General features: G+C 50.6%; 19 protein-coding genes. 12 read left to right on the top strand and 7 right to left on the bottom strand.

The genetic code is table 11. The features are described from left to right. The first annotated feature begins 435 nt into the window (after positions 1 to 435). A complete protein-coding gene (locus I8J30_RS05580) occupies positions 436 to 1209 on the top strand; it encodes an SDR family oxidoreductase (RefSeq protein WP_240547875.1) in 774 nt (257 codons plus the stop codon). A gap of 433 nt (positions 1210 to 1642) precedes the next feature. On the opposite strand, the gene yhbH is transcribed toward I8J30_RS05580, so the two are convergent. The 3 genes from yhbH to I8J30_RS05565 all read right to left on the bottom strand — a co-directional run bounded on the left by yhbH (position 1643) and on the right by I8J30_RS05565 (position 4670). After that, entirely contained in the window at positions 1643 to 2803 is a 1161-nt protein-coding gene (gene yhbH, locus I8J30_RS05575) for a sporulation protein YhbH (RefSeq protein ID WP_210656228.1), read from the bottom strand. A 105-nt stretch (positions 2804 to 2908) separates the two neighbouring features. Then, complete coding sequence (locus I8J30_RS05570; protein WP_210656226.1) at positions 2909 to 3442, bottom strand: GDYXXLXY domain-containing protein; 534 nt, start codon at positions 3440 to 3442, stop codon at positions 2909 to 2911. Further along, positions 3435 to 4670: a DUF2157 domain-containing protein gene (locus I8J30_RS05565; protein WP_210656224.1), complete on the bottom strand. Its 1236-nt coding sequence runs from the start codon at positions 4668 to 4670 to the stop codon at positions 3435 to 3437. The genes I8J30_RS05570 and I8J30_RS05565 overlap by 8 nt, the downstream gene beginning before the upstream one ends. Positions 4671 to 4882: 212 nt before the next feature. On the opposite strand from I8J30_RS05565, the gene I8J30_RS05560 reads away from it, so the two are divergent. The 6 genes from I8J30_RS05560 (at position 4883) to I8J30_RS05535 (ending at position 13211) form a co-directional block, all read left to right on the top strand. Continuing rightward, positions 4883 to 6058: a GntR family transcriptional regulator gene (locus I8J30_RS05560; protein WP_210656222.1), complete on the top strand. Its 1176-nt coding sequence runs from the start codon at positions 4883 to 4885 to the stop codon at positions 6056 to 6058. 208 nt (positions 6059 to 6266) lie between these two features. After that, positions 6267 to 7682, top strand: coding sequence for an ABC transporter substrate-binding protein (locus I8J30_RS05555; protein ID WP_210656220.1), 1416 nt, complete (start codon positions 6267 to 6269; stop codon positions 7680 to 7682). Next, entirely contained in the window at positions 7679 to 8635 is a 957-nt protein-coding gene (locus I8J30_RS05550) for a carbohydrate ABC transporter permease (protein WP_210656218.1), read from the top strand. The genes I8J30_RS05555 and I8J30_RS05550 overlap by 4 nt, the downstream gene beginning before the upstream one ends. 18 nt (positions 8636 to 8653) lie before the next feature. Next, positions 8654 to 9544 (top strand): carbohydrate ABC transporter permease, encoded by an 891-nt coding sequence (locus I8J30_RS05545; protein WP_210656216.1) that lies wholly within the window; start codon positions 8654 to 8656, stop codon positions 9542 to 9544. 47 nt (positions 9545 to 9591) lie between these two features. Continuing rightward, positions 9592 to 12357 carry a glycoside hydrolase family 38 N-terminal domain-containing protein gene (locus I8J30_RS05540; protein WP_210656214.1) on the top strand — a complete coding sequence of 922 codons (2766 nt, stop codon included), beginning with the start codon at positions 9592 to 9594 and terminating at the stop codon, positions 12355 to 12357. Between the two features lie 65 nt (positions 12358 to 12422). Further along, positions 12423 to 13211 carry a phytanoyl-CoA dioxygenase family protein gene (locus tag I8J30_RS05535; protein WP_210656212.1) on the top strand — a complete coding sequence of 263 codons (789 nt, stop codon included), beginning with the start codon at positions 12423 to 12425 and terminating at the stop codon, positions 13209 to 13211. 77 nt (positions 13212 to 13288) lie between these two features. Here the strand turns inward: I8J30_RS05535 and I8J30_RS05530 are convergent, their stop codons facing one another. Next, a complete protein-coding gene (locus I8J30_RS05530) occupies positions 13289 to 13735 on the bottom strand; it encodes a hypothetical protein (protein WP_210656210.1) in 447 nt (148 codons plus the stop codon). Between the two features lie 80 nt (positions 13736 to 13815). On the opposite strand from I8J30_RS05530, the gene I8J30_RS05525 reads away from it, so the two are divergent. Together I8J30_RS05525 and I8J30_RS05520 are read left to right on the top strand one after the other, a co-directional pair. Continuing rightward, on the top strand, positions 13816 to 14196 hold the full coding sequence (locus I8J30_RS05525; protein WP_091220852.1) for a DUF423 domain-containing protein: 381 nt from the start codon (positions 13816 to 13818) through the stop codon (positions 14194 to 14196). A 294-nt stretch (positions 14197 to 14490) separates the two neighbouring features. Then, positions 14491 to 16395, top strand: coding sequence for a putative bifunctional diguanylate cyclase/phosphodiesterase (locus I8J30_RS05520; RefSeq protein ID WP_338044817.1), 1905 nt, complete (start codon positions 14491 to 14493; stop codon positions 16393 to 16395). A gap of 36 nt (positions 16396 to 16431) precedes the next feature. Here the strand turns inward: I8J30_RS05520 and I8J30_RS05515 are convergent, their stop codons facing one another. Further along, the gene (locus tag I8J30_RS05515) at positions 16432 to 16941 is read right to left on the bottom strand and encodes a hypothetical protein (RefSeq protein ID WP_240547874.1); all 510 of its coding nucleotides are present in this window, start codon (positions 16939 to 16941) and stop codon (positions 16432 to 16434) included. Between the two features lie 208 nt (positions 16942 to 17149). Between I8J30_RS05515 and I8J30_RS05510 the strand changes: the two genes are divergently transcribed. Further along, positions 17150 to 17455 carry a YunC family protein gene (locus tag I8J30_RS05510; protein ID WP_210656208.1) on the top strand — a complete coding sequence of 102 codons (306 nt, stop codon included), beginning with the start codon at positions 17150 to 17152 and terminating at the stop codon, positions 17453 to 17455. Positions 17456 to 17539: 84 nt separating this feature from the next. Here the strand turns inward: I8J30_RS05510 and mtnA are convergent, their stop codons facing one another. Both mtnA and mtnK read right to left on the bottom strand, forming a co-directional pair. Then, positions 17540 to 18604, bottom strand: a complete 1065-nt coding sequence (mtnA, locus tag I8J30_RS05505) for an S-methyl-5-thioribose-1-phosphate isomerase (protein ID WP_210656206.1) — start codon at positions 18602 to 18604, stop codon at positions 17540 to 17542. A 21-nt stretch (positions 18605 to 18625) separates the two neighbouring features. Further along, positions 18626 to 19846, bottom strand: coding sequence for an S-methyl-5-thioribose kinase (mtnK, locus tag I8J30_RS05500; RefSeq protein WP_210656204.1), 1221 nt, complete (start codon positions 19844 to 19846; stop codon positions 18626 to 18628). A 156-nt stretch (positions 19847 to 20002) separates the two neighbouring features. On the opposite strand from mtnK, the gene I8J30_RS05495 reads away from it, so the two are divergent. After that, positions 20003 to 20602, top strand: coding sequence for a DUF1802 family protein (locus tag I8J30_RS05495; RefSeq protein ID WP_210656202.1), 600 nt, complete (start codon positions 20003 to 20005; stop codon positions 20600 to 20602). Between the two features lie 195 nt (positions 20603 to 20797). Then, complete coding sequence (gene sufC / locus I8J30_RS05490; RefSeq protein WP_091220835.1) at positions 20798 to 21577, top strand: Fe-S cluster assembly ATPase SufC; 780 nt, start codon at positions 20798 to 20800, stop codon at positions 21575 to 21577. The last annotated feature ends 8 nt before the right edge of the window (positions 21578 to 21585 follow it).

Here is a 21585-nt window from a genome sequence, read left to right as displayed (position 1 = left end):
AATCTTCACCTTTTGTTCATACTTTGTTCAATTATTTTTCAAGAATCGGACACTTTTATTGAAAGCAGGCTGACAAGGGATTTAAGCATACATTTGATACTGAGGAGTTGATGGAATGCTGGAGATGATCGAACTTGTTTTTAAAGGAATCGGTGCTAATATTGCTACTCGTAGTGGATTATTACAATGACCATACAATTGAGGTATTAAATATCGCAAAAGGCTTAGGAATAATTTTTATCGGAATTTTAATTTATCAGTTAGCAGCTCAAATTCACAAAACGCTTTGCGTTCTGCTTCGAAAATAGAGAACTCATCTGAATGAAGGATTATTCCGTTAAAATGATGAATAGGTAAGAACAGCCAATGAACGGATATGGCGCTGTCAGCAAGCATGATACTCAATAATGAGAGGATAGGATAAACCGTATGAAAATGAGCGGGAACACAATTCTGATTACAGGAGGTACATCAGGTATTGGATTCGAATTTGCAGCTCAGCTGCTCAAGTTAGGGAATACCGTTATTATTACGGGGCGGGATCAGGCTAGACTGGATGAAGCGAAGAAGAGGCTGCCGAACGTACATACGATGCAAAGCGATGCAGGGGATCCTCAAGCCATTGCAGCTCTGTTTGAAAAAGTAGTGAAGCAATTTCCCGAACTAAATGTTCTGATTAATAATGCAGGACTCATGCGCAGAATTAATCTGCATGACCCGGAAGTCGATTTGGACGATCTCAACCGCGAGATCGCAACGAATTTAAGCGGGCCAATCCGGATGGTGAAGCAATTCCTGTCTCATCTGAAATCGCAAGAGTCGGCTGCGATTATGAATGTCTCCTCGGGCTTGGCATTCGTGCCGCTGCCGATCTCGCCTGTGTATTGCGCGGCAAAAGCAGGGCTCCATTCGTATACCCAATCGTTAAGGGCACAGCTCAAGAATACGAAAGTAAAAGTGTTCGAACTGGCGCCTCCGCTCACAGAAACGCCGCTGTTAGACGCGTTCGATTCGGTAGACATGGCGGGATCGAAAGCCATGAGCGTATCCCAATTGGTTGGGGCGGCAATTCGAGGGATGGAGCAAGAGAAATTCGAAATTCGGCCCGGCCAAAGCAACGCTTTGAAGCTCATGAGCCGGATCGCGCCGAAGTTTATTTTCGGCCAACTCAGTAAGTCAGTAGACAACATGCTGAGAACATCAAAGTAAACCAATCGTCAGATTGTAGTGAAACCCGCCGTTTTTCAAATACGGCGGGTTTATCTTTTGGTTTCGGTTGACTGAGGGATATCTTCTTCATCGGCGGTTCGATCGTAAATTCCGTTATTCTCTAGTCTTTAACGGTTGCCAGCGCGGCTATTTCTTAAATGAACGGCTTTAAAAAATCTAACGGTTGTGAGCATCGTTATTTACTGCATATTGGTTGATTTCTACCGTTAAAATGTCCAAATAAGCTCTGTGGCAACCGTAAGAAAACAAAATCAGGCTTTTTCGGCCAAATAACCGCTGTCACAACCGTTACAGGATGAAAGAGCCATGCGTTTAGCGATCCAGGGAACGGTCATTCTTGTATTCGTAACCGCCCCAACAGAAAAGGCTGCCACCGGAAGCGCCAAACACGCGCTGGGTGGCAGCCTTTCCTTTATACGACCAATTCCCGCTTGCGGAAGAACGACTTCAGTGCGTTATACACTTCGCCTTTCTCGCGGATAACATAGTGCATGAAGTTCGGCAAATTGATGTGCTTATACGCAGACATGAGCGTACTGGACCGATTATACTGGTTAACCTCACCGTAGCCGAATAAGTTCGCCCGCTTGAGCAGTTCGCCGATCAATTTCACGCAGCGCTCGTTATCGCTGGTTAGGTTGTCGCCGTCTGAGAAGTGGAACGGATAAATGTTGTAGAGCGTCGGAGGGAAGCGGCTGTCGATAATATCGATTGCTTTAATGTAAGCGGAAGAACAGATCGTACCGCCGCTCTCGCCGCGGGTGAAGAATTCTTCTTCCGTGACTTCCTTAGCTTCCGTGTGATGCGCGATAAACACGATCTCCACATTCTCATATTGATGCCGCAGGAAGCGGGTCATCCAGAAGAAGAAGCTGCGGGCGACGTATTTCTCGAACGAACCCATCGATCCGCTCGTGTCCATCATGGCCAGGATCACGGCATTGGACTGCGGCTTAATGATTTCTTCCCATGTCTTATAGCGCAGGTCATCCGGCGAGATGCCGTGAATACCGGGCATGCCGCTCGTCGCATTCCGTTTCAGGTTCTCAAGGATCGTCCGTTTCTTGTCGATGTTGGACATGATCCCTTTCTTACGTATATCGTTGAAGCGGATTTCTTTGGTCTCCAGCTGATCGCGGTCCTTCTGCTTCAGGAACGGCAGCTCCAGCTCTTCGAAGAGCATCGTTTCAAGCTCGGCGAGGCTGATTTCCGCCTCTACGATGTCATCTCCGGGTTGATCGCCGGCATTCTCGCCTTTGCCGCCTTTCTGGGCGGAAGCAGGGTCAACGCCGAGCACGTCGCCGACTTGGCTGTCGCCGTCGCCTTGGCCGACATGCTTGTTTTTGTTGAAATTATAGACGAAGCGATATTCATCAAGGCTGCGGATCGGAACTTTGATGACATGCTTCCCATCGGACATGACAATGTTTTCTTCCGAGACGAGGTCGGGTAAATTTTGCTTGATGGCTTCGCGCACTTTCTGCTGGTGCCGTGCTTGATCCTGATGTCCTTTGCGATGCAGTGACCAGTCTTCACGCGACACAGTGTAAAGCGTACCTTCATTTTCTGCCATGCCTGGGCACCTCCCCATACCGATTGAGCTTGTTGTTATTCATTCTATTCAAGTCTCGAACGGTTATGTGAAGCAATATTGGCCCAATTCTAGCAATCTGGCAGTCTAAGGCTGAATTCTTTCAATTATCGCGCTGCCCCAAGGGGCTACTTTTACTTCTACGATAAGCTTGCCGGCGCGCTGCTCCAGCTCTTTGCCCGTGTTCTCTTCCACATAGTATTGCTCCAGTCCATAGGTGATTCTGAGCGTGTCATCGGTGGTATACTGCACGCGCCCTTTCAGCACGACCTCACCTGTTCCTCGATCCGGCTTATTGTCGTATACACCTTTAATTTCGTAAGTTGACGTGACGTTATCAAGAGCAAGCAGCACATATACCGTATCGCCATGCTTAGCCTTGTCTCCGGTTTCCTTCCAATCCGTCCATGAGGCGTTGTTAATCGCGTAATTGAGCTGCACATAATCGCCATACAGCTGGTCGCGAGGGTCAACCGGAACGGTGCGAAGCGTGATTTCCTTGCCGACCCACAGCGCGGAGTAATGAAAGCAGGCGATGCCGCCAAGGAAGAGCAGTTGTACCGCAATGAGAATAATCAGCCAAACATTGCGGCCGCGTTTTATCATGGTTTGATCATTCATGCGGCTTCTCCTCCTCTTCATGGAGCTCGACCAGAAATTGTTTCTTGCGGCGATTCAAGAACCAGCTGAGCGCAAGCAGGATAATACCGCCAAGGATGAAGAAGATGGATTTGTCCATAAAATCCCATGCGAGTTTGCCGTAAGCCGCCATCGTACTCGTAAGAAACAGCAGCGTGCCAAGATTGATCTTGACGGCCCATTCTTCCGCATAGCCTCTCCACAGCAAGTATAGGGAGAACGCGAACAATACGATCAAATAAGCAGCATCCGCCCCATGAGCCAAGTAGAAGAACGGGAGGGCCAGCAGCCAATCCGGGCTCGACATGAGGCGGTGATTCCGATATTTTGCCGCAACCGAAAGTGCAAACAGAACTGCGAGCGCAAGCCCGAACCATAGCGGCTGTGCCGAAAGATCCTTCAAGAAGGATGAATCGTTGCTGTCGTTCCAGAACAGGACGATAAACAGATTGTGTATAAACGCCGCCACGAGCGGGATCGCTTGAAACGGATAGACGGATTTACGTTCTTTGGCCCAATCCATTAAGCTGTACAGCAGCCAAATCGGGATGAAGAACCAGGAGAAAGCCCAGTCGTTCACGGTTACAAGCAGGATGCTCTGAATCGTAAAGCTGGCAGCGAGACACCAAGCCAGCAGCGTATTGGGGCGTTTCAGCCAGTAATAGCCAAGACCAAGCATCATAATTGCAAGCGCGACATAGCTGAAATGACTGAATTCTGTCGAATTGTACCATTGTAATCCGGTGAAGATCAGTAAGGTCAGCAGGAAGAGGTAGCGGCTCTTAATGAGATAAGTGAGCAGCACGCCGATCGTTCCCCAAACAATAAATGAAGTGACATCATAAGCTTGCAAATGAAACATTTGACCCGTGAGCACGATACCGGCTCCGAAGGTAAGGAGTCCAAGTCCAATGAGAGCTGCGCCTAGCTTGTCATGGTCTCTTCGGCGGAACATCTCTCCGGTTCCATAAAATCCAATCATAATGACCGCGATAATAATGAGCCGCATCAACTGCGGAATTTGTCCCCAGTTCGCCGCCACGAAGCTGAGGATACCAAGGCCAACCAAGATACTTCCCAGTATAGGGATAATCCCTATGGCGCGCTTCTTCTCGGGATAACAGGCGAGAATGCGTTGTAATTGTTCGGGGGTGATGATACCTTGCCGAGTCCAGGACGGACCCTCTTGCTGCAGCCATTTTCTGCTCATCTGCCGCACCTCTTTCTCTCTTCTTACTTTCAGTATAGTCAACAATATTTCAAAACATAGTACTAACTTTACCTGGTACCGGCCAGAAGCCTTGGTTAGGATAGAAAGCAAAGTCATGGATTGAAACCCTATTGCATAATATGTCATATTGGTTATAATACAACTATACAAGTTTCTGGGTTGGTTTATCCGATCAGATTGGAGGTTTTCACATGCAAGACGGAAGGATTCCGATCTATCAAGTCATACAAGACTTTATCAAGAACCAGATTCAGACAGGCATTTGGAGTCCCGGCGATAAAATCTTTACGGAGAAAGAGCTCATGGAGAAGTTTGAGGTGAGCCGAATTACGGTATCCAATGCGCTGACGGGACTAACCAAAGAAGGCTGGCTGAACCGGATTCAAGGCAAAGGCAGCTATGTCCACGATATGGCGTTGACCCTGCGCAACCCTGCGCAACCTGCTGCCGGCAGCGGTATGTCCACACCGGCAGAACAAGGGGACAGCCGTAACGTGATTGGACTTATTTTGCCAAATATAAGCGATTTCTTCTCCATGAGAATGAATAAAGGCATTTCCAAGGCGTTGAAACAATCCGGCTATAATTTCGTGCTCATGCTCTCGGAAAATTCCAAAGACCGCGAAGCCGCAGCCATCCGCGAACTGTTGTATATGGGCGCTTCCGGGTTGATTATTTTCCCGGTCGATGCAGAAACCTATAACGAAGAGATCTTAAGGCTGAAGCTCGAGCGGTTTCCGCTAGTCATCATTGACCGGTATTTGACCGGGATCGAGACGCATTTCATCGGCTCTGACGGGGTCGAAGCATCCAGGCTGGCAGTCAATCATCTCTATGAGCTCGGCCACCGAGATATCGCGATATGTTCGGATGTTCCGCTATCTACGACCACGATCGAACAGCGGCTGTCCGGATATATGAAGGCGCTCAAAGAACTCGGAGAAATGATCAATCCGGCTATGATGCTGACCGATTTCTATGTCGATTACGAGCGGGAGGAGCTCGATGAACAGCATCCGCTCTTCCGGTACGTCAAGAATGGTCTGGCGACGGCCTATATTACGCTGAACGGTACAATGGCCTTGCATTTGTATCGCATCGTCCGCCATCTCGGGCTCCAAGTGCCGCGGGATATTTCCATAGTGACCTTCGATAATTTATCGCCGAGCCGTGAATTTAACTTCTTTACCTACATCGATCAGCACGAGGAGACAGTAGGAAGATTGGCGGCAGAGCAGCTGCTTGAGCTGCTGGAAGACAAGAGTAAAATAAATCAGCAAGAGAACAAATATCGGAAGCTGCTCATTGAACCGCATCTCGTTTCGAGCGTTTCAACGGCAGCCTGTCCGGTTCGCAGCAAACCATAAATCGCCCTCAGAACTCTTCGTCCGGAAGGGTTCTTTTTTGCGGATATTTTCGACAAAAGAAGTCGTTGACAATAAAGTTTCTTTGGGAGTAATATATCGACATATCATATAATACATATACAGGGAGGTGCAGCTAAAGTCCGCTGGCATCATGATTTGAAATTGGTTTGGCTCACAAGCAATTTAGAGGCGAGAGGAGTTTGGGTCAATGAAGGGGAGCAAATGGGTTTCTTCGATCTTGTCCATCTTCGTGGTGTTGACACTCGTTTTATCAGCTTGTTCCGGCAATTCAAGCAACAAAAATGAAAGCGGTAACAAAAATGACGCAGCAGCCACAACGAATAATGCGACCACTTCCAATACGGCTTCGACGTCGACGGAGTCGGAGGATGACGGCAGTAACGAGACTGCAGCTGCTCCGGCAGCCGAACCGTTTGAATTAACGGTTTGGAGCCATAACGTGGCCAATGCCATGCCGGAAGCCAATGATCCGACAGCGACGAAGATTTATGATTTTATTCAGAAGAAGATGGAAGAGAAATTCCCGGGCATTACGATTAAATACATCGACAAAGGTTGGGCAGATACGCTCCGTCAAGCCATCATGGTTGCCGTCATGGGTGGTAATCCGCCGGATGTAGCAGACGGAGAAGACTTCATTCCGGAGTTTGCTCGCATCGGCGCCCTTCTGGAGGTGCCGCAGGATGTTGCCGCGCAGCTTGCTCCGGGTCCGATGAAAGCGGCTATGCATGACGGCAAGCCGTATGCGGTTGCGCAGATGACCGGCGTATTCAGCCTTGTCTATAACAAGGACGTCATGGCGAAGGTCGGACTTGATCCGAATACACCGCCGAAAACATGGGATGAATGGCTCGATATGTCCAAGAAAGCGACGGCCGCCGGTAAAGGTGAATACTACGGCTCGATCGTGCAGAACATGGGCCTTGGCGGAGCGTTCCGTCTTGCGCCGTTCATGCGCCAGGCAGGCGGAGACTTTACGAATGCGGATTGGTCGCAGGTGACCTTCAATTCGCCGGAGAACGTCAAAGCGCTCACATTCCTTCGTGAGCTTTCCAAAACAGCACCTCCGGGCTCTACATCCATGACAGACGAAGGCCAATTCTTCAACCTGCTCAACAGCGGGAAAGTCGCATTCGCCGTTAACGGGCCTTGGCATATTGCATGGGGCAAGCAAATGGGCTGCACAAACTGCGGCTTTGCGCCGCTGCCGGTGCCTGAAGCAGGTCATACGGGCAACGTCATCGTAGGGAACACGCTCTTCTATGCCCTTAAGCAATCCAAGCATCCGGAGGCGGCGATTGAGTTCTTGACGATTCTGGCGAGCAAAGAATATCAAGAGCTGGAAGCAAATGCAACGGGCCGACTTCCGGCCAACATGGAAGCAGGCAAAAACACGGATTTGCTCAAAGCTTATCCGGAGCTTCAAGTGTTTAACGATATCGTAGCGAACGAACAAAGCGCTCCGCTTCCGGTCTATCCGAAGAACGGTCCGCAAATCTGGGAAGCGTGGTATAAAGCGCAGGATATTACGCTGACAACGGATAAACCGATCGAGGACGCATTAAAGGATGCACAGAAAACAGCCGAGGAACAGCTGAAGTGAGAACGGTCCAGATGAAGAATGAAGCTCCCCGGGCGGTGCCCGGGGAGAATTCCTCGTCCTTCCTGCAGCGGCTGAGACCCTTCTATAATCGACACCGCGACGGTGTGATCGGTTATTCCTTACTTGCGCCCATGTTCGTTTTTTTCGCGGTTTTTTCTTTATTTCCGGTACTGTTCGTTATTTATTTGGCTTTTACGGAATGGAATGGCGTACTCGGACTGCCGAAGTGGGTAGCCCTTGATAATTTTCACCGTTTCTTCACGACCGGCGATTATTTAGTCACCTTGCTGCATGCAGGCCTGTATGGATTGTTAATCCTGGTTGGCTGCATGTCGATCGGCTTCTTTATCGCGCTGCTGCTGAATCAGAAGGTGAAGGCAGTCGGCTTATACCGGACGCTCTGGTATTTGCCTGTCCTCGTATCCTTCGCTGTCGTCGCTCAGATCGCGAATGCGGTGCTTGATCCGGTTACCGGCTTAGCGCGCAAGGTGATGGAACGCTTCGATATGGAGCCGATCATTTTTCAGCAAAGCGTCTTCTGGATGACGTTCTGGCTCATCCTCATTTCCATTTGGAAGGGTATTGGCGGTACAGTCATTATCTATTTGGCCGGCTTACAAGGGATTGATACGACGTTATATGAAGCGGCGAAGGTTGACGGGGCTTCGAGGTTCAAAATCATGCTCTACGTTACGCTGCCATCGCTCCGTCCAATTACGATGTACATTGCCATAATGGGCATTATCGCCAGCTTTCAGATCTTCGAGCCGGTGCAGCTCCTGACTCGCGGAGGCCCTCAGGGCCATACCAATATTATTTTGCATCGCATTTATCAAGATGCCTTCCAGTCCTTCAATATGGGGATGGCCAGTGCCTCCTCCGTCATGGTGCTGCTGTTCACGTTCACGTTAACAATGATCCAATACCGGATTTCGCAGCGAAACCAAACCTAAGGGGAGGAACGCTAAGACATGGTTAATGAACGAAGCAAGCTTGAAAGTTTCGCCATCTACCTGCTGCTCATTGCGGGAAGTGCCGTCATGTTCTACCCGTTCCTCTTTCAGGTGATGGCTTCCATCGGCTCGAACAAGGATTATTACGACTCGATCCTGCTCCCCATTCCGTCCGAAATCAATTTGGATCGTTACGTCAATCTGTTCCAGAACGAACTTATATTCCGCTATTTCATCAACACGGCGCTTAGAAGCATTTACTACATTGCGGTTACTTGTTTCGTGTCGCTCATCGCCTCGTATGTGTTTACCAAGCTTCGGTTCAAAGGCCGCGACACGGTGTTTGTCATCTTCCTCACTTCGATGATGATTCCGGGTCAAGTGACGCTTATCCCGACGTATCTGCTGTTCGCTCGTTTTCCGTTTCTGGGCGGCAATGACTGGCTGGGGCAAGGCGGTCACGGCATGATCGATACATGGGGAGCGCTGCTGCTTGGGAGCGGGATTGTGAACATTGCGGCGATCTTTCTGGTGAAGCAAACGATGGAGTCGATTCCGTTCGAATATGAGGAAGCAGCCCGAATAGACGGCGCAGGCGTGTTCTGGACGATATTCGGCATCTATTTTCCGATGGTTCGCGCTGTCCTTGCGGTTATTGTCATTACGACGTTTATTACGATTTGGAACGATTATTTGTGGCCGCTTGTAGCGATCAACAATCCGGATATTCAGGTCATCAATACAGGCGTGACCAGCTTGCTTACGACGATGATGCAAAGCGGCCAAGTGCCGGAATATCCCGATTTCTTTGCTCTGACTGCCATCGTTGTGCTGCCTCCGATTCTGGTGTATTTGCTGCTTCAACGTAATTTCATTCAAGGCTATGCGATGGCAGGGATAAAAGGGTAGGAGCTCTCTGCGGAATAACGCCTATTTGGTCTGTTTAGGAGGAACTCATGACGAAGCGATCTTCCGTTAAAACGGTTTATGTTGTATCCCATACGCACTGGGACCGGGAATGGTATCAGGATTATCAAGGGTTTCGCACAAGACTTGTTTACATGATTGACGAGCTGCTGGATACGATGGAAGCCAATCCGGATTATCGCTATTTTCTGATGGATGGCCAGACGATTGTCATTGACGATTATTTGGAAATCCGTCCGGAGCGCCGGGAGCAGCTGACTCGCTATATACGGGAGTCGCGAATTGGAGTAGGGCCTTGGTACGTCATGCCGGATGAATTTCTGGTCAGCGGAGAATCGCTCATTCGTAATTTGCAGACAGGCTTTCGCGAATCGCGCAAGCTTGGCACTGAACCGGTTAAATCGGGGTACGTCACGGATATTTTCGGCCATAACAGCCAGTTTCCGCAGCTGCTGCGCGGATTCGGCATCGATAATGCCGTGCTCTTCCGCGGCTTCCGCGGCGATAGCGACCCGGCAGAGATGGAATGGGAAGGCGCAGACGGGAGCCGCGTGCTTGGACTGAAGCTGGATGAAGACCGTGCCTATGGCGATTTCTACTTCTTCCTCCGCTGGCCATTCGTGGACCGCGATTTCCGCTACGAGGAACCGGAGCTTATCGAACGGGCCAAATCGATGCTTGCTTATAAGAATAAACGGGCAACGACAGATATCATGATGGGCATGGACGGTGTCGATCATATCGAAATCGAGCCTCGTCTGCCCTGGATGCTGCAAACGCTGAATGAGGCGGAGTCGCTTGAAGGCGTCAAATTTATGCATGCCACGCTGGAGCAATACTTGGAAGCGCTGCGAGGCAAAGTCAGCAACTTGAAGCTGTATCGAGGCGAGCAGCGAACGAATGGTTATAACGGCATCAACAACTGGGTGCTGGTGAATGTGCTGTCCTCCCGGATCCACTTGAAGCAGCGGAATCAACAGTGTGAGCTTCTGCTGGAGAAATGGGCCGAGCCTTGGGCTGTTTTTGCGATGCTGGAGGGCAGAGCCTATCCGCGCGTCTTTCTGGAGAAGGCGTGGCAGTTTCTGCTGCAAAACCATCCGCATGACTCCATCTGCGGGTGTTCCATCGATCAGGTTCATCAGGACATGATTTATCGTTTCGATCAAAGCCGCCTTATCGCGCAGCAGATGAACCATGAGCAGCTGCATTATTTTGCCAATCATATCGATCCGAGCGGGCTTGTCGGTTCAGATATTCTCGTCGTGTACAATCCGCTTCAGGATGCCGATGATGGCATCATTATTGTAGAGGCGGAGCTTCTGCATGACAGCAACGGAGGGCTGAAATCGATCGTGCTTGGCGGCAGCTTCCTTCAACTGCGAGATGCGAGCGGTCAATTGCTGGATTGCCAGGTCGTGGAGATCGCCCGCAATAAAGTAAGACGTGTCCGCAAATATCGCGATATTCCAAGCGGAGAGACGGTAGATCGCCTCAAGCTGGCTTTCAAAGGGAACATTCCATCCTGCGGGTATGCGGCATTTACCATTGAAAAAGTGGTTATTCCGGTGCCGGCTTTCGGAGAGTACGGCATGACATCGCTCGTGCAGCCCCGTCGTCTTCTGGGGACGATGAAGGTCAACGAGACGACATGGAATAACGGCCGAATCGAAATGCGCGTGAATGAGAACGGGACGATTCGAGTGACGGATGTGCACAGCGGCAAGGTTCACGATGGTCTGCTGTTGTTTGAAGACGCGGCTGATATTGGCGAGGGCTGGAATTATGTGGCGCCGGCCAATAATGCGATCTTTCATTCGGCAGGGTGCCGCGCGGTGATTTCAACGGTCACAGACGGGCCGCTGGTCAGCATCGCATGCGTGGAAATCACCTTCACGGTGCCGGCCGGCATCACGCATGACGATACAAGCCGCCGCGAGGATAAGGTTGGCTTGGCGATTCGCACCTATTTGGAGCTGCGCAAGGATGACCCCGTCCTTCGCTGCAAAACGATCGTGAACAATACGGCGCGCAATCACCGGTTGAAGCTGCTGTTCCCATCCGGGCTTCTAACGGATCATTATTATGCGAGCACGCCATTTGATCTTGTGAAGCGCTCGATTAAGCAGATCGATGCTGCGGCTCACTTGGAGACAGCCCGAGGGGATGCTCCGTATAACGGCCTGATTGTTTTGCGAGATGATACCGCAGGCTTGGCATTGTACTCGAAAGGGCTCTATGAGATGGCGATGAAAGAAGACGAGGCGCGCACCGCAGCGCTTACGTTATATCGCAGCACGGATAAGGAAGTGCTGAGCGACGGCGGGGATGGCGGGCAGCTCCTGCGCGAGATGACCTTCGAATATGCCATCAGGCCGTTCGAGGTGCATGCGGTGGCGCTGCCAGCGCTATGGTCCGAACGTGAACGGTTTGCAGCCGGCTTGCAGTCTTTAACGGTAAGAAGGGATGACATTCGCTATGAATCGCTGCAGCGGCGGGAGCGCAGCTTGCCCGCAGTCCGCTCCTACGTCCAAGTGGACAACGGCTCTGTCCGGATAAGTGCGCTTCAGCAAGCGGAGCGTCAGGAGAATGGCGTAAATATTCGATTGTTCAATGCGTCGGAGAACGCGGAAACGGCCGTTGTCCGATTCGATCGTCCGATCGAGTCCGCCGAAGCAGTCTCGCTCGATGAGCAGCCGCTCGCAGACTTCACGGACCTGCATGTGAAGAACGGGGCTGTCACGATTGCGCTTGGCGCGAAACGCATTCAGACGATCCGGCTGACATTCGGTTCCTAGGACTGGCATATAGTTGTGATAGTACTCCATTTCATTTCTAAATATATAGAAGGAGCGATAGCTCAATGTTGAATCCGGTAGTTTCAGCAGGCGAACTAACAGAAACCGATCGTTTTATTTTTGAATCTTGGGGCTATTTTGTCATTCCGGATGTGTTGAGCGCTGAAGAGGTGAAGCAATGTCTCGAAGCTTCGGAGCGCGTGCATAGGGCGGCAGGCACGGAAGGTTTCGGTCAAGTAGGGCGGGGTTATGAGACAGAGCCGGCGCTCGAGCAATTGATGGATCACCCTGCGGTGCTTCCGAAGATCAGAGGGCTGTATGGCGATCGATTCATCATGCAATCCGGCTGGAATACGAAACAGCCTGCCTTCGGCGGTATGGGCGGCTGGCATCAAGACGGGTCAGGCGCTTATGATTTCAAGAAGCTGAGCTTCCCGCAAATCCCATTGGTGCAGCTGCGGGCATCGTTTCTGCTCACCGATCAAACGCAGCCGCGGATGGGGAATATGGAGCTGATTCCGGGCAGTCATCGGAGCCAGGTTACGATGCCGGAAGCGCTGCGCAAGGAGAAGGGCGATGTATCGATCGGCCATGTGATTTGCGCTCCGGCAGGTTCCGTCCTGGTATTCCATAATGCGGTATGGCATCGCACCTATGCGCATGACGGTGACTATGATCGGTATACGATGCACTATATCTATAGTCCTCCTTGGGTGAGAGCCTCCGATAGGCTGCAAAACTCAAAGGCGTTCCTAGAGCAAACCACGCCGCTGCGCCGTGCGCTGATGGGCGAATTCCATCGCCCGGATGCGCCGTTTGGAAGCGGGTACGAGGTTCCGCCGTTCGAGGGGTAATAGGAGAAAGCAAAGAGGAAGAGCCGCTTTTGAACGCGCTCTTCCTCTTTGCTTTCCCGGTTGCTGTGTTCAACCATTTAGCCGCCCATTGCAAGACCGATCAGGAATAGACCGATAAACCCGACCGGGAGCAATCCGTTAATGATGATTCCAATAATGGAGAATGCTTTGCGTTTATTCTTCGCGCAGGCTCCGACGATACCCAGAATCAGCCCTACAATGCTGGCACCCATCGAACCGATGATCAGCAAGCCTGCTCCGATAATCGGCGCGTAGGTTTCGAGATCTGCCATATTCGCCTCAATTTCCTGTTGAAGAGTGTTGCTGTCTGCAAAGTTGTGGTTCATAATAAATGATGTTGCAAGAATAATGGCGATGATAAAGCCGATAATGCTGATGAGACCAATGATAAATGAAGCTATGCCAAGCTTGGATTGCGTTTTCGGCGGCTGCTCCTCATAGGCTGCCGGTATTGGAGTAAAACCGTCTCGCGGGAACTGATTCTCGCTGCCGTTATCATTCATGGACTGAATCTCCTTTATCAATCATTTGCTATCGTACAGTTTAACGTATTTTACAGCCATTGGAAAGGATGGAGAATGAGATGTTTAACAAATATGGCGCTTACGGAGCGATCCACGCGTTGATAGCCGTGGTGCTTGGCGCATTCGGAGCTCATGCCTTGAAAGACCGTCTTACCGATGACATGCTGAATGTATTTGAGACCGGCGTCCGTTATCATATGTACCACGCCATTGGGCTATTCCTGCTCGCGCTGGCTGCGGAAAGAATCGGACAGGGAAAGGGCATACGATGGGCGGCTCGCTTGATGCATATCGGTATTTTCCTGTTCTCCGGAAGCTTATATGCGCTCAGTCTGTCGGATATCAAGCCGCTGGGTATTATTACGCCTTTCGGCGGACTTGCTTTTATCGTAGCTTGGGCTGTTGCGGCGTACTCCATCTGGAAGGCAAAAAGCAGCTAGAATAGGTTGATAGGATCCAAATCGAGGCGATTTCGCGCAGGGTGCCGTAAAGGCATCCCGCGCAAGAGGTCGCCTCTTTTATTTGGCGAAATTCGCTGCTTTTGCTCAAACGAAGCTCGCTAGGTGAGTTTCATTTGCCTATTTTCGCCAAGTTTCGACAAATATCAGGCCGCCGGACCTGCCAAGTTCACGCTAATAGGCCGCAATGATGGGAAAAACAGTATCCAGGTTTGACCAAAATCGTTTATAATAAACAAATGTGACGGATCATGCCGAATGGAAGGAAGATGAAGTGTGCTCGTAAAGGCGGAGACATCTCCGATTCGGCCCAAGCCATCAAGGCGTCTTGAAAGCGTTCGCAGCCCGTTGTGGCTGGCATGCCTATGCACGTTCGTCGGTATTCTGATCGGCGGCGTGTGGCGCGATGATTGGGCGATTTGGCTGCAAATTGCAGCAGCAGCGGGCGTGCTTATTATCGCATTCCGCTTTGTGCAAGTAAGCTTCACGCATAAACGTGTTGTCCAAGCTGAATCGATCCATACACCAATTGTAGAATCATTGCTTGCGTATAGTCCGATCCCCTTAGCTGTTATCGACTTGCAGGGGAATTTTGTGGAAATGAATGCAGCATCAAGCAGGCTGATAGGCTATGAAGCGCATGAGCTGCTGGGCAAATCTTTTTTCCCGCTGATTGACTCGACGAACGAGGAAGGCAGCTTAGCTGCTTTTGGGCAGATGCTCGAAAGCGATCTTACGGATATGACGATCGATATTAAGCATGCTTACGGCTACTCGTTTAAATTAAATATTAGTACAGCGCCTGTTATTCGCAATGGCAGCTGCATCGGCGTGTTAATTATCAGTCAAGATGTAAGCGACCGCAACCGCGTCCAGGAACGGATTCGCTATATGGCGAACTACGATGATATGACAGGGTTGCCGAACCGGCATTCCTTCATGAAACTGTTGGATGACCGCCTGACGGATGCGAGGGTCCGGGGGGATGTAGGACAGCTTGCGATTTTCCAGCTGGATGTTGATCGCTTCAAGCTGATCAATGCCTCTTTCGGCCGCGAGTTTGGCGATATGCTGCTGCTTCAGGTAGCCGAGCGGCTGACCCGCGGACTGACCGAGATGGATGCGGCGGCACGGATGGAAGGCGATGAATTCGCAATTCTATACGCCCATGCCGGCGACGAGCAGGAGTTGGATCGCAAAGCGAAGGAGCTTAAGCTGCTGCTGGATGAGCCGTTTGAGCTGCAAGGTTTCCCGCTGCATATCACGGCGAGCATCGGGATTGCCGTGAATCATGCCATAGGGGACGATGCCAGCCTCCTGGTGAAGAAGGCCGATCTGGCATTGGCTAAGGTGAAGGATAGCGGCAAGAACGATTACCTGTGTTATTCCGAGGAATGGGATGACAGCTCGCGAGAGCGTTTGGCGCTTGAACATGATTTGAAGATCGCGCTCCAGAAGGAGCAGTTTGTGCTCCATTATCAGCCGCAGTACCATCTCGGTACAGGCGAAATGGTGGGGGTAGAAGCACTCGTGCGATGGGAGCATCCCGAGCGCGGACTTGTACCGCCGGGCCAATTTATTCCGCTTGCCGAGGAGAACGGCTTGATCGTACAAATCGGAGATTGGGTGCTGAGAGAGGCGTGCCGGCAAAATAAAGCGTGGCAGGATGCCGGACTGCGTCAAATTCCCGTATCGGTCAATTTATCGATTCGCCAATTCATGCAGCAAAATCTGCATCAGAAGGTTGCGGACATTTTGCACGAGACAGGACTCGATGCCAGCTATCTCGATCTGGAAATTACGGAAACGATGACAATGGATGTCACGCATGCCTCCGGCTGCTTGCTGGAGCTGACGAAGCTTGGCGTGACGATCAGCATCGATGATTTCGGAACGGGGTACAGTTCTTTCCATTACCTCAAAAACCTGCCGATCGGAAGGCTGAAGATAGATCGGTCGTTCGTCAGGGATATCCAGCAAGATCCGAGCGATGCCGCTATCGTGGCCGCTATTATCGCAATGGCGCATAACCTGAACTTGCAAGTCATTGCCGAAGGGGTAGAAACCGAGGAACAGAAGCAATTTCTGCAGGAGCATAGCTGCGATGAAATGCAGGGTTTCTTATGGAGTCCGCCGGTTCACGGCGCGGCGATCATGGATATTTTGAAACAAGCGGTTTAAAGTCAAAAGGAGCTCTCCGCGGAGGGCTCCTTTTTCTTATATAAACTCGTCAATTTCGTAAAGTTTAAACGAATAGACCTGCTTCTCGTCCACATGATAAACCGTCAGCATCTGGGACGATTCATCGAGGTTAATAATACGGCAGGGGATGTTCAGCTTTACGCCGAAGCCCTTATTCACCATTAATCGGATCAGGCGATTCTCCGCGATGCATGCTTTAATGCGATCCGTTACGAAAGTTAAGTCGAGTTCAGCCGGAGCGGCGGCTTGCTTCGGTGCTGCAATAGCTGCCGGATCTGCTTTGGCCGTGTTTCTTGACGCTTTCGTTTCCTTGTCCTTCTGCTTGCCGGCGGGACCGGCTTCCAATGCTTCGATGAGACGTCCCAATTCAATGCCGGATTTAATTCGGAAGTCAGCAAAACCGGATTGATTGAGTGCATGAAGCAGCCTCTCCATAGCAATCGCGTTGGTTTCGCCTTCTACGAGAATGTCGACATTAAACAGGTGGGAGGACTGTTTCGCTGTTAGTTTATCTGTTAGGTTCATTATGCCACTCCATGTCGTCATAAAGTACTATAACTATATCATTAAAGTATGAATAAATGTAGTGTTTGCCGGATCGTTTTTGACCGAAAAAGGAGAATGTCCATTAGGCATTCTCATAACACTTCACGCCGACTGAAAGCATATAGTGAAGAAGTAATTTGTGCTTGAGGTTGTCTGCGATCTGCGAGGGTGGAAGGAGGTGGTTCGGATGATGCGAATGGTTCCCATTACGCTCGAAGGAGGCGTGACGGCGCTCGGAGTTGAGGTGCTTCTGCCTAAGACGACGCTGCTTGCCGTGACGACGGATAAGGGTTATATCATGTGTGGCGCACTGGATGTTGCTCTTCTGAACGAACGGTTAAAAGACAGAGGCATCATTGCAGGCCGTGCGGTAGGTGTGAAGACTTTGGAGGAATTGATGGCTGCACCGCTGGAGTCCATAACTGAAGGTGCGGAGTCGCTCGGGATTACGGTTGGCATGAAGGGCGCTGACGCGCTTCTCTTGATGATATAGATGATTCGATGACATAAGGAAAGGTTGCCTCAGGCAGCGTGCTTACGCTAACGTTGAGGCAACCCTTTTTGTCGTTAAGTGAGGCTATTCGGCTTGAAACAGCTTCTTCAGGTTGACGTTATACGGAGGCTTAATGATGCCTTTCTCCGTAATAATCGCCGTTACATATTCATTCGGCGTAATATCGAATGCCGGATTGTAGACTTTCACGCCGACAGGAGCCGTACGTTTGCCGAATCCTTCGGTAATCTCATTCTCATGGCGTTCTTCGATTGGAATTTCAGTCCCGGATGGCGTATTCAAATCGATGGTGGACAGCGGGCAAGCCACATAGAACGGAATGCCATGTGCTTTGGCAAGGACAGCGACGCTGTAGGTGCCGATCTTGTTTGCGACGTCGCCGTTCGCCGCAACACGATCCGTACCGACGATGACGGCATCGATCCAGCCTTTGCTCATTACCATACCGGCCATGTTATCGCAGATAAGCGTAACATCCACGCCGGCTTGCTGAAGCTCAAATGCGGTAAGACGAGCGCCTTGCAGAACCGGGCGCGTCTCATCCGCAAATACCCGAAGCTTGATGCCTTGCTCCAGAGCGAGGTAGAACGGTGCCAGAGCAGTACCGTATTTGGCAGTGGCAAGTCCGCCGGCATTACAGTGCGTAAGTACGCCCATGCCATCTTGGAACAAGGTTAACGCGTGTTCGCCGATTAGGCGGTTCGTTTCTTCGTCCTCGCTTTGAATCGTGATTGCTTCTTGCAGCAGCGATTCTTTGCAGGAGGATAGGTCTGCGCCGCTTGAAGCAAGTGCTTCTGCGCGAGCCGTCATGCGATCGAGCGCCCAGAACAAGTTCACTGCCGTCGGACGAGATGTCGCAAGATGGGCAGCGGAGGATTTCACGGCTTGCAGCCACTCTGCGACGCCGTCCGCAACATCACGGCTTCCGAGGACTACACCGTATGCGGCTGCGATGCCGATTGCCGGCGCTCCGCGAACTTTTAGGTGACGAATAGCTTCCCAGACATCTTCCGTCGTAACCAGCGGGAGATAGACGATTTCTTCGGGCAACAGCCGTTGGTCGAGCAGGTCAAGCTGAGTTCCGGCCCAGATGACGGATTGCAAAGCTTGATTGGTTGTAGATTCCATAATGATGATCGTTTCCTTTCGTTATGCCTTGACAGCTGCGTTCGCTGTTTGAACGGCATCTATAAGCTGGTTAACAGAAGTAAAGCTGCGGTTCGAAGCGATAAGCGTTTTGCCGATGCGAAGCGCCAGGCGCTGTGCGCGTTCCCGAACTGCGGCATCTTGAATTTTGTCGATATCCGCTACATGGGCAAGACCCACGATGCGGCGAACCATCTTGCAGCCGGCGAATCCAATCGTATCTTGAAGCAAACGCTGCATGTAGTTTTCCTTGTAGCCCGGAGCAGAACCTGCCAGACGGTCAACACCTTGCTCGTTCCATAAGGCCAGGAATTTCGCTTCGAATTTCTCCAGGACATCCTTCACGGTTTGAAGCAGGTAGGCTTCGTATTCCTCGCGCTCTGCAGCAGTCTTATCCCAGCCTTCGCGCGAAGCGAAGTTCAGGAGCAGGTTCGCAATGACAGCGCCGATATCGAAGCCCATAGGTCCGTAATAAGCGAATTCCGGGTCGATGACTTTCGTCGATTCCGGCGTGATGAAGATGCTGCCCGTATGCAAGTCGCCATGCAGCAGCGCTTGCGAATGCGTGAGGAACTTCTCGCGAAGGAGCGCTACTTCAAGATGCAGCGCGCCATCGTTCCACAGTGCCTCAGCTTCATCGCGGATCGCCGGGTCGAAGCTATTCGTATCCGCATCCGTATAAGGATGATCGAAAATAAGATCTTCCGTTATTTTGCACAGTTCCGGATTAATAAAGCCGCTGGTACGCAGCTTCTTCTCTTGTTGATTGTGCCCAAGATCGGAAGTGAAGAATAACGTCTGTGCAAGGAACGTGGAGATATGCTCGGCGAACAACGGATAACGGCCGCTGTTCATGAGCCCTTGACGCATAATGACATGATCACTCAGATCCTCCATAATGGTAAGCGCGAGGTCTTTGTCATACAGATAAACATTCGGTACCAGCCCGGGAGCAAGCTGACCTTCAAGAATGAGCGCTTCGCTCTCGATGCGTGCGCGATCAAGCGTAAGCGGCCACGATTCGCCTACAACCTTAGCGTAAGGCAGTGCTTGCTTCAAAATGATGCTGCGACCTGCAGCCGGATCCGAAATATGAAAAACTAAGTTCAAATTGCCATCGCCGATTTCACGGCTGACCAGTTTCGCGCCCGGTTCAAAAACACCTTCGATTGTACGCGCTATTTCAATAGCTTCTGCTTCACTCAATGGATGATATGTAGACATCAATAGCCCACCTCCGGAATGTAGTTGATGTTTCCCATGGGCCTCTCGTTCGTACGTTTGACCCCAAATAAATATAGTATAGCGAAATTTTTTTCGCGTTGGAATACCTTGCTTTGCTATAATACATGTAATTGTTAAGGAACGAGGGTGATACAAATGGTGATTAAGACCGATCAATTGCAGCCGATCGCGCTCAAAGAATGGGCGGTTGCGGTAAAAGCGTTGACCGAAGGCAAACAAATTATGGTGCTTCGCAAAGGCGGAATTGCAGAGGAGACGCGAGATTTTCAGCTGAAGGCGCCTCGTTTTTACTTCATGCCTGCATTTGAGCATCAAAGACCGGAGCTTCTGAAAGAGCCTTTCCGGGAAGGCGTTCGCCAAATTATGGGAGAATGGAAACCCGGTGCGACCACGATCGAGATCCATGCAGTGGCCGAGGCAGTCGAGGATATCGAGATCTTCGATCAGGAAACGTTGAACAAATTAGAGGATTTCCATATTTGGACCGAAACATTTGCCGAAGATAGGTTGAAGTGGAAACGAAGCAAGCCGCTTCATCTATTGCTGCTTCGTGTAAGTAAGCTTGAGAATCCGCTTACACTGCCTATGCAGGATCAATACTCAGGTTGCAAATCTTGGGTGAATCTTCCGGATGATCTTGCAGTCATTTGCGCACAGCCGGTGTTATCGGATGACGAATTTAACCAGAGAATAAGTCAAATTCATGACGCACTCGGTCTAACCGGTACAAGCTAGGCTAGGTTGTAGGCGCAGTAACATTGATTTACGATGAAAACTATACTAAAATATAATTGAGAATCATTGAGAATCAATTTAGAATAATTCTAAAAGAGGAATTGTTTCAATAAGCATAAACGGTTTCGCCGTCCTAGAGGAGGCAAACTCGTTTTGTGCAGAAACGTCCGAACCATCTGGAGGGAGCAGTTTACCATGGCAACACAATTCAAAATCGATGGTCTTAAAGCAGCCATTGAAGGCAAAGAAATTTTAAAAGGCATCAACCTTGAAATAAAAGGTGGAGAAGTTCATGCCATCATGGGTCCGAACGGTACAGGTAAAAGTACGCTGGCATCGGCTCTCATGGGTCATCCAAAATATGAAGTTACAGAAGGCGCAGTTGAATTGAACGGTGAAGACCTTCTGGAGATGGGCGTAGATGAGCGCGCACGCGCAGGTCTGTTCCTTGCCATGCAATACCCAAGCGAGATCAGCGGCGTAACGAACTCCGACTTCCTGCGCAGCGCGATTAACGCACGCCGTGAAGAGGGGAAAGAAATTTCACTGATCAAATTCATCCGCCAAATGGAAGGCAAGATGAAAGAGCTTGAAATGAATCCGGAATTTATGCACCGTTACCTGAACGAAGGGTTCTCCGGCGGCGAGAAGAAACGGAACGAAATTCTCCAAATGATGATGCTGGATCCGAAAATCGTCGTGCTTGACGAAATCGACTCCGGTCTCGATATCGATGCTCTCAAAATCGTAGCTAACGGCGTGAACACCATGCGTTCCGAAGAGCGCGGATTCTTGATCATCACGCACTACCAACGTCTTCTCAACTACATTACGCCTGACTTCGTTCACGTTATGATGCAAGGCCGTATCGTTAAATCCGGTGGTCCTGAGCTTGCGGAGCGTCTGGAAAACGAAGGCTATGACTGGGTTAAAGAAGAACTTGGCATCGTAGACGAAACCGTCGGACAGGTTTAATCGGAGGA

Origin of the sequence: Paenibacillus lignilyticus, from assembly GCF_017942085.1 — a bacterium.
Lineage (GTDB): Bacteria > Bacillota > Bacilli > Paenibacillales > Paenibacillaceae > Paenibacillus_Z > Paenibacillus_Z lignilyticus.
This window is presented reverse-complemented; position numbering and strand designations above follow the sequence as displayed.

Bases quoted from the DNA above. Each gene is read 5' to 3' on its own strand.
- I8J30_RS05580 (WP_240547875.1), top strand. From the start codon at position 436: ATGAGCGGGAACACAATTCTGATTACAGGAGGTACATCAGGTATTGGA.
- yhbH (WP_210656228.1), bottom strand. From the start codon at position 2,803: ATGGCAGAAAATGAAGGTACGCTTTACACTGTGTCGCGTGAAGACTGG.
- I8J30_RS05570 (WP_210656226.1), bottom strand. From the start codon at position 3,442: ATGAATGATCAAACCATGATAAAACGCGGCCGCAATGTTTGGCTGATT.
- I8J30_RS05565 (WP_210656224.1), bottom strand. From the start codon at position 4,670: ATGAGCAGAAAATGGCTGCAGCAAGAGGGTCCGTCCTGGACTCGGCAA.
- I8J30_RS05560 (WP_210656222.1), top strand. From the start codon at position 4,883: ATGCAAGACGGAAGGATTCCGATCTATCAAGTCATACAAGACTTTATC.
- I8J30_RS05555 (WP_210656220.1), top strand. From the start codon at position 6,267: ATGAAGGGGAGCAAATGGGTTTCTTCGATCTTGTCCATCTTCGTGGTG.
- I8J30_RS05545 (WP_210656216.1), top strand. From the start codon at position 8,654: ATGGTTAATGAACGAAGCAAGCTTGAAAGTTTCGCCATCTACCTGCTG.
- I8J30_RS05540 (WP_210656214.1), top strand. From the start codon at position 9,592: ATGACGAAGCGATCTTCCGTTAAAACGGTTTATGTTGTATCCCATACG.
- I8J30_RS05535 (WP_210656212.1), top strand. From the start codon at position 12,423: ATGTTGAATCCGGTAGTTTCAGCAGGCGAACTAACAGAAACCGATCGT.
- I8J30_RS05530 (WP_210656210.1), bottom strand. From the start codon at position 13,735: ATGAATGATAACGGCAGCGAGAATCAGTTCCCGCGAGACGGTTTTACT.
- I8J30_RS05525 (WP_091220852.1), top strand. From the start codon at position 13,816: ATGTTTAACAAATATGGCGCTTACGGAGCGATCCACGCGTTGATAGCC.
- I8J30_RS05515 (WP_240547874.1), bottom strand. From the start codon at position 16,941: ATGAACCTAACAGATAAACTAACAGCGAAACAGTCCTCCCACCTGTTT.
- I8J30_RS05510 (WP_210656208.1), top strand. From the start codon at position 17,150: ATGATGCGAATGGTTCCCATTACGCTCGAAGGAGGCGTGACGGCGCTC.
- mtnA (WP_210656206.1), bottom strand. From the start codon at position 18,604: ATGGAATCTACAACCAATCAAGCTTTGCAATCCGTCATCTGGGCCGGA.
- mtnK (WP_210656204.1), bottom strand. From the start codon at position 19,846: ATGTCTACATATCATCCATTGAGTGAAGCAGAAGCTATTGAAATAGCG.
- I8J30_RS05495 (WP_210656202.1), top strand. From the start codon at position 20,003: ATGGTGATTAAGACCGATCAATTGCAGCCGATCGCGCTCAAAGAATGG.
- sufC (WP_091220835.1), top strand. From the start codon at position 20,798: ATGGCAACACAATTCAAAATCGATGGTCTTAAAGCAGCCATTGAAGGC.